General features: G+C 40.0%; 14 protein-coding genes and 1 pseudogene. 14 read left to right on the forward strand and 1 reads right to left on the reverse strand.

Annotated features, from left to right (window positions below):
* The first annotated feature begins 12 nt into the window (after positions 1 to 12).
* The 14 genes and pseudogenes from NQ534_RS17420 to NQ534_RS17485 all read left to right on the forward strand — a co-directional run bounded on the left by NQ534_RS17420 (position 13) and on the right by NQ534_RS17485 (position 13025).
* The gene (locus tag NQ534_RS17420) at positions 13 to 1134 is read left to right on the forward strand and encodes an ISAs1 family transposase (RefSeq protein ID WP_006860388.1); all 1122 of its coding nucleotides are present in this window, start codon (positions 13 to 15) and stop codon (positions 1132 to 1134) included.
* Positions 1135 to 1221: 87 nt separating this feature from the next.
* On the forward strand, positions 1222 to 2526 hold the full coding sequence (locus tag NQ534_RS17425) for a WD40 repeat domain-containing protein (protein WP_006862493.1): 1305 nt from the start codon (positions 1222 to 1224) through the stop codon (positions 2524 to 2526).
* Between the two features lie 265 nt (positions 2527 to 2791).
* Positions 2792 to 3529 (forward strand): hypothetical protein, encoded by a 738-nt coding sequence (locus NQ534_RS17430; protein WP_006862494.1) that lies wholly within the window; start codon positions 2792 to 2794, stop codon positions 3527 to 3529.
* Between the two features lie 455 nt (positions 3530 to 3984).
* Positions 3985 to 4143 (forward strand): hypothetical protein, encoded by a 159-nt coding sequence (locus tag NQ534_RS17435; RefSeq protein WP_157200738.1) that lies wholly within the window; start codon positions 3985 to 3987, stop codon positions 4141 to 4143.
* Positions 4144 to 4406: 263 nt separating this feature from the next.
* Positions 4407 to 5677, forward strand: a pseudogene (locus NQ534_RS21780) (IS110 family RNA-guided transposase).
* A 527-nt stretch (positions 5678 to 6204) separates the two neighbouring features.
* Positions 6205 to 8061, forward strand: a complete 1857-nt coding sequence (locus tag NQ534_RS17445) for an ATP-dependent nuclease (protein ID WP_006862500.1) — start codon at positions 6205 to 6207, stop codon at positions 8059 to 8061.
* A gap of 207 nt (positions 8062 to 8268) precedes the next feature.
* Positions 8269 to 8484, forward strand: a complete 216-nt coding sequence (locus tag NQ534_RS21455; protein WP_006862502.1) for a hypothetical protein — start codon at positions 8269 to 8271, stop codon at positions 8482 to 8484.
* Positions 8485 to 8538: 54 nt separating this feature from the next.
* On the forward strand, positions 8539 to 9030 hold the full coding sequence (locus tag NQ534_RS17455) for a hypothetical protein (RefSeq protein WP_006862503.1): 492 nt from the start codon (positions 8539 to 8541) through the stop codon (positions 9028 to 9030).
* A gap of 269 nt (positions 9031 to 9299) precedes the next feature.
* Positions 9300 to 9524, forward strand: coding sequence for a hypothetical protein (locus NQ534_RS17460; RefSeq protein ID WP_006862504.1), 225 nt, complete (start codon positions 9300 to 9302; stop codon positions 9522 to 9524).
* Positions 9525 to 9807: 283 nt separating this feature from the next.
* The gene (locus tag NQ534_RS17465; protein WP_006862505.1) at positions 9808 to 10260 is read left to right on the forward strand and encodes a hypothetical protein; all 453 of its coding nucleotides are present in this window, start codon (positions 9808 to 9810) and stop codon (positions 10258 to 10260) included.
* A complete protein-coding gene (locus NQ534_RS17470; RefSeq protein ID WP_006862506.1) occupies positions 10257 to 10880 on the forward strand; it encodes a hypothetical protein in 624 nt (207 codons plus the stop codon). Before NQ534_RS17465 ends, NQ534_RS17470 begins: the two co-directional genes overlap by 4 nt.
* Before the next feature lie 142 nt (positions 10881 to 11022).
* The gene (locus tag NQ534_RS17475) at positions 11023 to 11220 is read left to right on the forward strand and encodes a hypothetical protein (RefSeq protein WP_006862507.1); all 198 of its coding nucleotides are present in this window, start codon (positions 11023 to 11025) and stop codon (positions 11218 to 11220) included.
* A 549-nt stretch (positions 11221 to 11769) separates the two neighbouring features.
* The gene (locus tag NQ534_RS17480; protein WP_006862509.1) at positions 11770 to 12822 is read left to right on the forward strand and encodes a hypothetical protein; all 1053 of its coding nucleotides are present in this window, start codon (positions 11770 to 11772) and stop codon (positions 12820 to 12822) included.
* A 53-nt stretch (positions 12823 to 12875) separates the two neighbouring features.
* Positions 12876 to 13025 carry a hypothetical protein gene (locus tag NQ534_RS17485; protein WP_006862510.1) on the forward strand — a complete coding sequence of 50 codons (150 nt, stop codon included), beginning with the start codon at positions 12876 to 12878 and terminating at the stop codon, positions 13023 to 13025.
* Positions 13026 to 13413: 388 nt separating this feature from the next.
* On the opposite strand, the gene NQ534_RS17490 is transcribed toward NQ534_RS17485, so the two are convergent.
* Positions 13414 to 13602, reverse strand: a complete 189-nt coding sequence (locus NQ534_RS17490) for a hypothetical protein (RefSeq protein WP_040783728.1) — start codon at positions 13600 to 13602, stop codon at positions 13414 to 13416.
* Positions 13603 to 13828 lie beyond the last annotated feature (226 nt).

Here is a 13828-nt window from a genome sequence, read left to right on the forward strand (position 1 = left end):
GGGAGTGAAGATATGCAGGAATTATTAGAATGGATGGAATATATTGAAGACAGCCGCCAGCAAAGCAAAGTCCGGCATACGTTAAAGGATATCCTGGTAATTGTGCTGTTTGCGACTCTTGCAAATGCAGATGACTGGGTAGAAATGGCCCTGTTTGCTGAGGATTATCAGGATTATTTGCGTAAGTACATTGAACTGAAAAATGGTCCGCCATCGCATGATACCCTGCGGCGGGTTATGGGAATGGTGTCACCGGAGATCCTGCAGCAGCTTTATGGGAAATGGCAGGAGCGGTTAAACAGGAACGAAGGGGAACTGCTGAAAAAAATCATATGTATTGATGGTAAAACCATGCGTTCCAATAAGAGGAATGGAGAGAAACCCGGCCATATTGTTTCCGCGTGGAGTAAGGAAGACGGGTACTGCCTTGGGCAGAAGGCTGTCGGGGAAAAGAGCAATGAGATAACAGCCATTCCTGAGTTACTGGAGAAAATACAGGTAAAAGGGCAGATTGTAACCATAGATGCAATGGGGACCCAGACAGCGATAGCAGAAAAGATAAGGAATAAGAGGGCAGATTATGTTCTTTCGTTAAAAGCAAACCAGGGAACATTATATGAGGATGTAAGAGAATATTTTGAAGACCCGGAGTTCCGGAAGGAGATAAAGGAAAGGGGAATTTATAAGAAAACACAGGAAAAAGCACATGGACAGATTGAAACAAGGGAGTATTACCAGACGGAAAAAATAAAATGGCTAAGCCAGAAGAAAGCCTGGAAAGGTCTGAAAAGTATCATAATGGAACGGAAGACATTGGAAAAAGAAGGGAAGCGGCTGATAGAATACCGGTATTTTATCAGCAGTCTGAAGGAAGAAATAGAAACAGTAAGCCGGGCGGTAAGAGGTCATTGGAGTATAGAGAGTATGCACTGGCATTTGGATGTGACATTCCGGGAAGATGCAAACACAACGATTGATAAGATGGCGGCACAGAACCTGAATATTATCAGGAAATGGAGTTTAAGTATACTGAAGACAGCAGAGGTGTCAAGACATAAATTATCCATGAGAAAAAAGAGATATGTAATTGGATTGCGTCCAATCAAGCATTTGGAAGAAGTATTGGAATCTTAAAAAAATAAGAAAAACAGAAATTGGACGATAGGAATCATTCATGCGTTTGTCGTGGTGTCGATCACAAATCTATTGACACAAAGTCAGATGATTGTGGGACAGCTTCAACAAGGAAAAGAGAGTGTAATCGGTTTTGACGCAGATGATTATTTGATTGTAAAAAATGAGCATGGTACTTATAAATGGTCGACAATCGCTTATGACAAGATAGAATTAGGGAATGCTAAAGAAATCATGACGCTCCCGGTTTCGGATGAAGAACAGAAAATTTCTGCTTTAGAGAAACGTCTCAGAGAGTCTGATTTGGGTGGCGTTTGCAGGAGAGCTTCGGAGAATGGAAGATATTATGCGGTTGGATTTGAAAGCGGATATATCCAGGTTTGGGACGTCTATACACAAGACTGCATTGCAAATCTGTCTTTGAGTGACAGCCAAATTGCTACAGTAGCGTTCACGCGGGATGGGAAACTTGCGGCTCTTGGTTCTGGTGGAAAACTTGTTCAGATATGGAATGTAGAGCATGGCAAATGTATTAGGACAATCCACTTGTTATATCGGGTGAGTAGAGTGAAACTTCCGGTAGATGGCAACACACTTGAATGTCAATTCTCGGATGGGACATATTACAGGATGGATCTGAAAACAGGTGAAAAGGGTGAGATGAAACGGACAAACACCAAGCCATTTGTTTCAAAGTCCCTTCTGAAACGAATCAAGTCCATGAAGGTAAAAGATATTCAGTTCACATCGAAGGGAAATGCAATCGTTCTGACTGAGAAGGGAGATGCGTTTACTTGGGATGAGAAGTTGAAGCGGCTGAATGGTTGCCCTGGGCATAACAGTCCGGTGACAGCCATTGCTGTGTGTTCTGCAGATGAGCGCTTCGCCGCAAGTTATTCGCCGGAGAAATACCATGCGGATAGAAATGACCGAAAAAGGAGGGATTTGTTGGATAACCAGAAACTGGTGCGGGTCAGAATCATCAAAACCGGACAGTGCCAGTGGCGATTGCCAACGAAAGGGCGGTCAATCACGAAACTGCAGTTTTTTACCAGTAATCGAATTATTCTGGCAGGATATGCGTCTAATGGCGATATTCTTCTCTGGGAACTGATCAATGAGCAAAAGTATGGACGAGAAATAGGTCATTGGGAATCGGTTGAGATTGTGCGGAACAATCAAGCTGAACCATTAGAGTGTGCTTTTCCGGAAAAAAAGAAGACTTTTATAAGTGCATATGCGGATGGAACGATTCTGATTCGATCATTTTCAAGCAGCAGAGATCAGCGGATTATTGCAACGATTCCAGGCATAGATGCAGGTGTCTTCCGGTGGAAGAACTTATACTGTGACGAAGACTTGCTGAAGATGCTGGAAGGTTATCCACATTAAAAATGAAGATACTATATGTCGCATGCGGGTATTCCAGGGTTTTAAACGTAGAAGCAATCGTGAAGAATTCTCTGGAAAGTGGTGAAAACGGATTGGTTTTGATGGGAGAGCCTTATCTTCTTGAAATTTTATCCCTCAAGCACTTGGAATCATCATTAACATTGAGTTAGTAGTTGAAAAGCCGTTGAAGTGAAAAGCTTATTTCCATTTTGAAAAACGGAAAAATAAAAGTGACAATTACTTTTACAAAAATGAGTGATCTAAAATGAATACACAAAAAGGGATAGAAAAAACAATATGTTTAACAACTTTTTTGAGAAGGAGTATAGTAGAGATGGGTAGTGGAACACTTGCAAATTTTCTTTTAGATGAACGAGTTGCGTCTATAGTTGCTGTAATTCTAACTGCAACATTGTCATACGTTTTTACAAAAAGGTCAGAAAACAAAAAACATAATGTGGAAATTTATATGCAACAATTAGAAAAAGTATTTTTACCTTTATATCTGCTGGTTTTTGATAAAAATATAGAAGATATAGATTTTCAAAATCTTTTGCAGAATATGAAAACCAAAAAGCGAAAATACTTTTTGTATCTTTCCTGTGATTTCTTAAAAATTATTATGGAGTTAGAAAAGGAAATTACACAAGGAAATATCACCCGAAATACAAAAAGACTATGCAAAAAATACATAGAATTTGAGTATTTGAGATTGAAACGAATTTTAGGCTTTCCACATAAAATTGAAGAATATTTCGGTTCTTATTTCAGATACATTGTATTTAGGAATGTAATCTATTTTGCGCAAATAGCTTTATTATTTTCGATTACATTTCTTTCTATCTTTGGCAGTGAACTATATCACAATTATAGTAATGCGTATCAGATATTATGTAATTTAATTGGAATACTCTTTTTATTCAACATCTTACTACTATTTGCTGCCATAATGTATTATCTATATTGGTTTTTCTATTTGAGAAAAAATAAACTTATAAATTGAGGTGAGGCAGTTATCAGATAGCCACTGCGCCCTGGTTTTCTTATGGGTGCAGAGATTAGATTGTTGCGCAATAGAATGGCATTTCCGGGGGCAAAGGTTATAAATCCCATGCTGCCTTATTTTCCCGCCTGGAAAACCGCATAAATCAAGGCTTATTTTGCCCCATCGCGTCACATTCACCTGCATTTTTCTTATGCGTTCGGCGGTCTGTCTGCGGGTGATATGTTTTCGGCAGCCCAGACAGCGTTGTGGGATATAGCTTTTGGGCTGTGTGTAAGGTAGGGGGAAGTATATTTCCAATCAGCTTTCATATAGGTAGCTCTAAGAACAAGAGGACTGTTTTGAAGATAATTTATCCGAATTATTTGCAAGAAAATTTCAAATAACTAATACAGTCGTGGATTTGACAGCTTCAGATGCCAGCGGTCACTGGAAACTTGTATGGTGCCGGTTTTATGGGAAATCTTTGCCAGAGATCAGCCGGAAATATCGGGACTTCGGCGGGCAGCCTGCTTTCCTGCCGGAAGCGTCTTCATTTTATTAAAGAGATTATGGAGAGGCTGTATACGCTGGCGGATTTTTCCGATGACATTCGGGATATGCGAATCAACTAGGAGTTAAACGGTCTTTTTACATTGCTGATGGAAGAACCTGGCTATCAAAGGGATATGGCGGTGCCAAAAAGCTCAGAGATCGAGAAAGAGCAGCCATGCGCTTACAAGAGGCACTGATTACTACAAGAGCTTCTTGTATAATTCAAATATAAGGAATTCCGAGAAAGAAGGTTGAGAAAAAATACCTCAGAGTAAAATAAGATTACTGACTTTTGGGCAGTTAGTAAAAATCTTATTGAACAGAGAGGTATCTGAAATGAGTTATAACACAGAACACAAAAATTGCATCTATTACAGAAAAACTTTAATCGTTGGTATCGATGTTGGAAGCGAAACCCATTATGCAAGGGCTTTCGACTGGCGAAATTATGAGTATTCAATAAAGCTGTTTGCTTTCAACAACGATGAATCCGGGTTTGCTGTATTTAAGACATGGATGGAAGACAAACATGGGAAAGCAACGGTAATTTTAGGAATGGAACCCTACCGGCTACTACTGGCTGAACCTTGGAGCGTACCTGCAGGGACAGGGGATGAAGCCGGTACATGTGAATCTGCATCATTTAAAGAAGTCTAAAGAGCTGGATGATAATAACCCGAACAAAAATGACCGTAAGGATCCCAAAACGATCAAGGGTCTGGTAAATGGAGGAGGGTTTTCGTATCCATATATTCCTACAGGGATTTATGCAGAGAACAGAAACCTGTCAAATCTCCGCATTCAGATACAGGAAGAGATCACCAGAATAAAAAAACGGATTGCCCGATGGTTCAGCATTTATTTTCCGGAAATGAAAGACGTTTATAAAAAAAGAATGCCATAAGCGGGATCATGGTGATCAAAAAGGCTCCGCTGCCATGTGATATCAAAGAACTTGGCGTGGGTGGTATGAACGGGGATGGAGGGATGCAAAGCTGGGAGGCGCCGGCTTAGAGAGGGCAAAGACCCTGGTATCAGCAGCGGAGCACAGTATTGGGAGTACGGAAGCACCAGGAAGTGCCAGGATATAGATCCGAAACCTGCTGAATGATTATGAAGTATATAAAAACAGAATGGATGAACTGATACAGGAGATAGAAGCGAAACTTTCGGAGATTCCTTACATTGACGAAATGATGGGGATCAATGGGATTGGTTTAAAAACCGTAAGCTGTTTTATTGCAGAGGTGGGTGACATCCGTCGTTTTGATAATCCAAAGCAGCTGCAGAAACTGGCAGGATATGCGATTGTTGCAGACAGTTCCGGCCAGGCACAAGGGAGAAAGCTGCATCAGCCATAGAGGAAGAAAACGCTTGAGATATGCGTTGTATGAAGCTGCGGTATTTGTGATAGGAAAGAATAAAGAATTCAAGGAAATCCATGACTATTACAGGACACGGAAGGAGAATCCATTGAAGAAGATGCAGTCGGTGATAGCAATTGTGTGTAAGCCGATCAAGATTTTTTATACGGTACTGACAAAAGGTATCGATTATGCCGGTCAGAAGATGCTGGGTGATATCGTAAGGCCGGAAGCTGCAATAGCAGCATAAAAGGAACGAAAAACAGTATATCGTGGCTGATTTGAGTACTTAAGGAAAGACAGCTCGAATGCTGAAACCAGCCACGGCAGCTGGAAGTAACAAAAAAGAAAGCAACAGGAAAACGTCCACTGAAAAGTGCTGTTGCAGACCGAATGAAAGTCAGTAATAAAAGATACAAAAAATGAGCCAGTAGTCGGCAGGAATACTTTCCATAGGGTAAGATTATGATTAGGAGCTGGGCTGACACCCTGGTTATGGACGGGCGGGACGAGAGAAGTTAGGACTCAGCTTATGCGGGTTGATAATCCTGGTAGACACGGGAGGAACGCTGACGTAGATGGATGGGTATACACAAGGCCATGTAGAACGATGAGCAAGACGTTTTACTTTGTATACCTAGAATCCACTATTTTCGTACCAGATACAGAGAAATGTCCATTCCTATGGCTCCTTCTTCTGAGATATTTATTGATGGTATATTGAAAAAATCCTTGATTTTAAGGAAAAAAGACTTGACTAAATAGGGAGAAAGAATTATGTATATCTCAAAAATAACATTAAAGGATTTCAAGGCGTATGCTGATACGGTTATAATAGAAGTAAATAGGCAATTTAATGTAATAATCGGAGAGAATAATATAGGAAAATCAACTATTTTTGAGGCACTTTTTCTCTGGAAAAAATGTTATGATGAAACTTTAACGAGTAATAAGAGAGATTTTTACAGCCAATCGGTTCAGTTGTACATTAGTTTTGACGAACTTTATTTTTTGAGAATAACAAAAGATGAAGATTTGTTCTACGGCACTAAGAGAACATGTGAAATTGAAATAGAATTCAAAGAAGACAATGAAAGTGCAAGTTATTCTTTGGGATTCATATTAACCAAGCCATCCATAGAGAATTCTTATATTCGCCTTTCAAGAAATAATTCAGAAGAATTCCAGCGTTTTAAAGCAGGCTTAGGGAGTCAAGGTATTAAGCTGGTAGACTTTTTGTTTATACAACAGACGGAACCGGTTGCAAAAGTTCTTTCAAAAGAGCCTTATATGTATCCAGGGCAAGTCAAGAAGAAGATTGAAAAGGGTAAGTCCCACGAGGTGCTCCGAAATAAGATTATAGCTTGCGATTTAGAACTTCTGACGCGTAGAATGAAAGAAGTCCTTGGAACAGACTTTGCATTTAGAACCCCACCGAGAACAGAAAGAGAGAGAGTAGAGTATATTAATTTATTAGTTGAACAAAATGGAAAAAGACTGGATGTTGGTTTGCAGGGAAGTGGATTTTTGCAGGTTGCAGAGATCTTTTCATCAATTGCGATAATGGATAATGCACTTAATGTGCTGCTTATTGATGAACCAGATTCACACATAAGCCCAAGAATTCAAAATAATCTGTTAAAATGTATCAAGGGAATTGAAAAGGTTCAAGTTTTCGTAATATCGCATAATGATAACTTCGTGTCAGAAGTTAAACCCAATGAAGTGATTTTTGTAAACGCAGAAAACAAAAGAAATGGAACGATTAAGGCACTGAACGATGTAAATATAGATGCTTTGCACACTGCATTGGGAGGAGTTATTACTGGATTGACTCGATTGCAGAAAAGCAAACGTGTGATATTTGTTGAAGGCGACGATGATATCAGCTATTTGAAATCAATGAATGATACATTGAGGAGAGTGGAGAGCGATAAGTGTATCGATTTTTCAAGGGTGTCTTTTTGGTACATACGCGGAAAAGATAGTCTGAATTTGAAAGTGATGGCAAATAAAAATCTTTTATCTCAAATTGTTCCAAATTGTAAATATGCGGCAATTTTTGATAAGGACTTTTCTACCGCAGCTGAAAATGCTCGCTTTATTGATAGTAATGTTCTGCATAGACTTGGAAATGGAGCGTGGGTACACACACATGATGGATATTGTATAGAATCAGTTCTCTTTTCAGACAAGGAGAAGCTTATAAACTATTTGCTCAAGCTGACCGGAACCGAGAATGAACAAGAAATTCGGGACTATGTAAATATGTTCTACAGTAAGGTTGAGGCGGATTTGAGAAATGTAAGAAGCGAACTCTATGGTAATATGAAGGGAAAGTTTGCATCACAGAAAAAGCCTACTCGTCCAGAGTTGGAACGTGTTGAGTTTGATGACTATGCAGGTGAAGCATCTGAGAAAGTGCAATATGCCATGCTTAAAGACAATATAAAAAAATTTGTTCTTGAATTAGAAGGGAGACTTGGAAAGAAGATTATAGAGAGAGAGGATGACGAAAGTGAAACTATTTCTTCAAAAATGTTAAATACATATTTGGAAACAGCAGAAATATTAGATGATATATATGAGAATTACCTTTGCTTGTTTTCGAAGATAAAATCGTTTGTCGAATAAATATGGTATAAAATTGTTTTTATAGTTTTATTAGAACATGGATTATCCTATGCCCAGAACCAAAGGAAGCAAGAATCTCCCAAGTCCGATATCTCATCACAAATCGTTGAGAAGCAGTTTATTATCAGCTCTCTCAGCGATGAGATTACTTCTATCTTTGCCAACATCGATGCTCTGAAGGCTGACCTAAAAGCTAAAAAATCAGCTTTGAAGTCCGCTGAGAAAGAAGTAGCCAAGTTCGAAGCAAAGAAGGCCAAAGCGGATCAGAAAGCAGCCGAAGAAGCAAAAAAGGCAGAAGCTGAGACTGTGCTGAAGAAAATGTTGGCCGACGGTATGAGTGCTGACGAACTCGGCCTCAATCCCATCAATGTACGCAAACTGTTAATCACTGTTGGCGTGTATCAGCCGGAGATTGTCGATTAGGTTAATAAACACAGAACCTCTGGCAGACCGTACACAGAAGCCATCGCAGCGACGATGAAAGAAATGAATCTCTCCAAAGCCTCTGTTACCTCATATCTTCCTTATGAGAAGGGCGTGTATTTCCCAGCCGAAACGGACAGTAATAATCTCAGCGTCGGAGCAGAGCGCATCCGCCGGATGTGGAAACGGAACGAAATTCTGGAGAAGCTGAGAATAGAACAGAGCGCGGAGACTTTGTGGGCAGTGGGGATTGAGTTCCAGGGATATAAGTTCCGTACCTATTCCGGGTTGGTATTCTCGTACAGTTTGAAGAAAGGGAGAGGAGATACCTACACGAAGGAGCTGTTCATCGACCGGCGAGAGAACAGCAAGAATCTGTGGGAATATTGTTCCCATCAATACCGGGAGGTAAAGCACATTGGCGTTTTATATATCTCTGATTTCCACGATTTTCTGGCTTCTTTTCATGACTTCCCTGTCCCATTAGGACAGGGAACACACTGGAAGGGCAAGCCGGGAGCTGGCAGAGCATCTCCGATTTCTTGATGCCGATTCAATGACCTAAATGGAAAGCTGTGGAGAGCGGCGTACATTGTCGTGTTCGCTGTGTTTATGTTCCTGCTGGGTCTGACGTTTAAGATTGGCGGTGTTTTTTGGGGCAATGATCTGGATCATATACTATAGTGTATGATCGTATTCCATAAAGAACAATCCATCTTTCTCTTACAGCTTGCTATGTACTTTCCCAAGAGTTAAGATTTACCATAACCTTAGGTAGGAAAAGAAGTGGCTGTTCTTCCGGGGAGAAAAAACATTTGTTTGAATCGGAGGCAGAATACCAGCAGAGAGCTGGCAGGAAAGCTCTGGAGAACCAGTCGGGTACCAGAAAGAAATTGCTGGAATCAGAACAAGAGTTTAAAGAACGGGCAGAAACGAAGATATATCGAAATGCGGGAATTAAGCGTAAAATGTTTGAATCTCAGGAGGAGTATGAAAACAGAGCTAAAAAAGAGCTGTCCCTGCGGATTTCAAAAAAATAGGATGATGGGTCAAGGATTGTTTATTGACTGCCGGGAGAACAGTAAAAGTTCTGGCTTGAGTTTCGTGAGGATTGTGTTTAAAAGGGCGGTAGAGAATCCCGATACTGTTTTTCCCTGCCCCCAAGGAGATAGGAGATCAGGAGGCATAGAACTCTGAGCGGGGTTTGCTTCTACAGATAATCATAAACGTTTTCATCTATGGTTTAATAGGAGTCATAAGTAGTTCAAAGTTGTGACATATAAAAACAAATGAAAGCAAAAATATTAGGAGAACTTACAATTAATGGATTATACTTTTAGTTTTCAATGTTTAGCGAATATACGCCCCGTTTCTTATTGGGGGTCAGACACTCTGGATGAATCAGCGCCAGAATATACTGCGCTGGACTGTGGAAATGACTTGATAGATAAGTTTAAAGAATATTATGAATTGGGTTATAAAAGAGAGATTCCGCGACCTCACCTATTTGTCATTAATAACTCAGATGTAAATGCTTTTGCTGTGTATGAAAAAGAGCTGAGTGAATATTCACATATATTGAATGGTCATGTCGATAAAGATGGAGAGGGACACTTCGAGTTTGCAGATGAAGCGTTTTCGGAGGATGAGAGTCTGTTTCAGCAGATGAAGGAGTTTGATGCAGATGAGACAGCGATGAATATCCTTTGCTATATGGCTCGCAGTAGTTCTGAATCCGGGTATCGTAGCAGAGTGATAGGATCAATCAGGCATTGAGTGATAACAGTCAGCGACTGAAGCAGGTGGGCATTCCTGAAAGACTGATTAATATGGAAGCTCAGCGTTATGCTGACAGAATGAGTCTGGCATTCAATGAAAAAATCACAAATATTCGTCGTGATTTTAAATATCTGATGCTTGGTGTAAATGTGGTATTTCTTGTATTGGATGAGCGCCGGGCAAGGAACCTTAGTAGTATTGCAGATAAACAGGGAATTACACAAGAAGAGCGCACACGGTTCTATTTTACTTTAGGGTTACAACTTATTCGCTCTGTAGATCATCCAATTCCGGCTCTTCGCTTGGATGCGGTTATTCGTATTATGGATGAGTATATAGAAAGTATCGAAGGGATGGAAAAAGCCGATGAAATTTGTAAAGAGGTAGCTGCCTATGTGTGGGAAGTGGAATTTCTTCGTTGTGATTACGACGTGAGTAAACTATATGTTCATATTGCACACACTCCAGCAGCACAAGATTTTATTCGGGAGATTGAGGCATTGTGGAAGAGGGAAAAGCATAAATTTAGACCATACATAGACCAGTTAGAACGATTATTCTATGAAAACAGGATTGTTGATATGAGCAATGATGGAATACTTTTAAATTCAGTATGAGCTGACATTTCATTAAAAAAACCAGCCTGTAAACTTTCTGAAAAATTTTTCTCCGGTCGCTTGTAATGCGTTAAATTCAATGGTAGAATTACTGTAGAAGAGAATATAGAGGTGCATAAAAGAGAAAGAAGGCTGGGACGAAATGTGTGAAGTCAGCGAAAAATGGTATAAAGAAGGCGAAGCGGCTGGAGAAGCCAGAGGCGAGATGAAAGCAAAGCGGGAAACGGCTTTTGAACTTGCTGACATGGGTCTTCCGGCAGAAAAGATAGCAAAGGCTGTGAAAGTCAATCTGGAGACGGTGAAGGGATGGCTTTCCGGAACGCCGTCTTTGACAAGATAAGAAGAGGAGTAAATGGTAGAAATGTAGATTCCCCTGTGAAGCAGATACACATAGCGTGAGGCTGAATATCTGGGACACAGGGGGTATCTTATGTAGTAAGCGTTTAATTCTTGGGTAGATAGACATTTTTCTATTTCAAGCTCATAATGATGATAGTAAATAGACTTTTACTCCACTTCATGGATAGGAGATAGAAATTTACTGCATTTGGAGGAAAAAGCCACATGAGGATAAACAATAAAGAATTTAGAGAATGGACTGCGGATGATCTTCAAGTCCTTCTCCATAAATGATGCCTATCGAGAGAACAATTTTATTGATTATAAAGTGAATTTTGCACTACTTGTAGATAAGAGCAATAAGAAGGAAAAACAAAGGCGAAGCTTCTGCTCCGGACTACATATATGGTAAAGAAAGATGTAAAAAAAGAAATGAACAAAAATCCGTTGATAAATTTGGAAGAAATAGAGCTGGGAAAGTTTGCTGAGTAGTACAAAGAATTTTACTGTGGATAATTCCGTACTATACCCGTAAATGTAAGAGGTAGTTATGTTAAGCGAAAAAGAGAAATTTCTCACAAATAAAAGACAGTGTGTCGACAGGCGTGGAAGAATAGGCATTAACAATCATAGTCCATTTAAACAAATACTTAAGGTTACAGGAGTAATTATTCTCATTTGGTTAGCTATTGCCGTGATTATTTCATATGTTTCTGTATTAAAGATGGAACCATACCTTGATTCTTCAGAATATGGTTATGAGGCTGTTTCTGCCATTGTTACCACGGTTTCATCAATTTGGTCGTCTATGGTTAGCGGTGTAGCAACTGCTGCCATTACTGTTTTTGGTGTTTGGTGGAGCATCAAAAATGATCGGGAGATGCATGAGAATGAGCAGAGTGTAGAGCATATGCCTTGCATAAAAATGCAGATGTCTTTCTGTGCGTCTAAAGATTATGAATATGATGATGAACCTTATATTACATTAGGAATCAGACCAAGTCTGGAGACAATTCATCTCTTTGAGAATTTTTTTAGTGATGAGAAAACTAAAAAGGAACTTGAAGAAGAACTACCGGAAGAATATCTAAACTATTATAAAGAAGGAGCCAGAATAATAAAAACAAATAAATATAAAAAATCTAACGAAAGAGTTTTTATAAGAAACAATACACGCCGGGCAGTGCAGTTGCCTAAGATAGACAGAGACGAACTTGACTATGAATCGTCGAAATGTGTTTGCGTTGGCTTATTATTGAAAAATAAAGGAACTGGAGGAGCTTTTTTGGACTGTATAGTTGATCAAACCAATGGTCAGGTCTGGAATTATCGAAAATTACTGGAAGTTGACGGATACTGCGAATTGAACGTTATTGTGGAGGACAATATGTTTGGTGAGGTGGATTTCAGTACAGAATTTCAAGACCTTGTGGGGAATCGATACCATCAGAGATATCAGCTTGAAATATTACATTTGCACTCCGCAAGAGCCAGAGGAAGACTTTATGGGGATACAAATTATGTTGATATTTGGGAATCGAAATCGGATTATCCTATGCTTATGATTAGTGAATCCGTAAAAAGAACAAGAAAAGAGAAATGAGAAAGAATCCGAAGTGTAAGGACACTCTCTATAAGACACAGGAGTAAAAAACAATGAACAGGAAAATAGCAGTAGCGGGAACATCGAAGGTATTGTACGATAATCTGTACCCAAGTCGGACGATTGTCGGAACCGATGTGGAGAATACATGTCTTGTAAAGGCGGCGAAGACCTTTGCAGAATTAATCCCTCTGCAAGCATAGGCTTAACAATGCTTTTTTTGAAGTATTCAGTAGTTTTAATTTCACAGAATTTCTGCATCTCCTTGCGGATTTTGGCGGTCGAACAGTATTCAAGCAGTGCAGACAGTTTTCCACTTTCCAGTTTAACCTGCGTAGTGACTTGCGGACTAACTGTGGCTCCCCAACGGAATACATTGAATATTACGACAAAAATGTACCCCCTGTTCCGGAGGAACGGATACCGGAAGTCTGGAACTATGATATCGTGAATCCGGAACAAGGGATACCGTACTTAAGTGATTGTTGCTTGGGTCTGTGAAAAAAAACATAAAAAAGAACGCTTTCAAGCATAATACCTGGAAGCGTTCTTCCTTTTTTGTAAACGCCAAATAGCGAGCACCTTGACATGTTAAATACCAGCAACAAGGGATGCCGTAGCCAGGCTGTTCCGGAACGGATCCGCGGGACGCTCCGCGTGTGCGAAGTTTCCTCCATCCGCACTGACGTATACTTCCACATGATGCTCGATCACTTCGAAGCTGGCCGGGTGGAATACAAGGCGTTTAGCAGGTTCTTTTTCTGTAAATGAAACTGCCACCGCTCGTACCTCCCTTCCGTTTTCTAAGGGATAGTATAACAGAAAAGGCCGGTTCTGCATAGCGGATCAGCAGATTTCTGTACAGTTACATTCCCGGATGGTCAGACCACTGTCATTGCGCTGCTTAATCATTGCGGCCCAGCTGGCCGCACGGATCTGCATTATTTCATTCATACTTGCGATCTCCTTTGAAAACCCAGAAAACTCCAATCAAAGTTTCTGGAGC

This window comes from Marvinbryantia formatexigens DSM 14469 (assembly GCF_025148285.1).
Classification (GTDB): domain Bacteria; phylum Bacillota; class Clostridia; order Lachnospirales; family Lachnospiraceae; genus Marvinbryantia; species Marvinbryantia formatexigens.

Excerpts from the sequence above, each read along its gene's own strand:
- NQ534_RS17480 (WP_006862509.1), top strand. The coding sequence starts at position 11,770 with ATGTTAAGCGAAAAAGAGAAATTTCTCACAAATAAAAGACAGTGTGTC.
- NQ534_RS17430 (WP_006862494.1), top strand. The coding sequence starts at position 2,792 with ATGAATACACAAAAAGGGATAGAAAAAACAATATGTTTAACAACTTTT.
- NQ534_RS17475 (WP_006862507.1), top strand. The coding sequence starts at position 11,023 with ATGTGTGAAGTCAGCGAAAAATGGTATAAAGAAGGCGAAGCGGCTGGA.
- NQ534_RS17465 (WP_006862505.1), top strand. The coding sequence starts at position 9,808 with ATGGATTATACTTTTAGTTTTCAATGTTTAGCGAATATACGCCCCGTT.
- NQ534_RS17455 (WP_006862503.1), top strand. The coding sequence starts at position 8,539 with ATGAAAGAAATGAATCTCTCCAAAGCCTCTGTTACCTCATATCTTCCT.
- NQ534_RS17425 (WP_006862493.1), top strand. The coding sequence starts at position 1,222 with ATGATTGTGGGACAGCTTCAACAAGGAAAAGAGAGTGTAATCGGTTTT.
- NQ534_RS17445 (WP_006862500.1), top strand. The coding sequence starts at position 6,205 with ATGTATATCTCAAAAATAACATTAAAGGATTTCAAGGCGTATGCTGAT.
- NQ534_RS17485 (WP_006862510.1), top strand. The coding sequence starts at position 12,876 with ATGAACAGGAAAATAGCAGTAGCGGGAACATCGAAGGTATTGTACGAT.
- NQ534_RS17420 (WP_006860388.1), top strand. The coding sequence starts at position 13 with ATGCAGGAATTATTAGAATGGATGGAATATATTGAAGACAGCCGCCAG.
- NQ534_RS17435 (WP_157200738.1), top strand. The coding sequence starts at position 3,985 with ATGGGAAATCTTTGCCAGAGATCAGCCGGAAATATCGGGACTTCGGCG.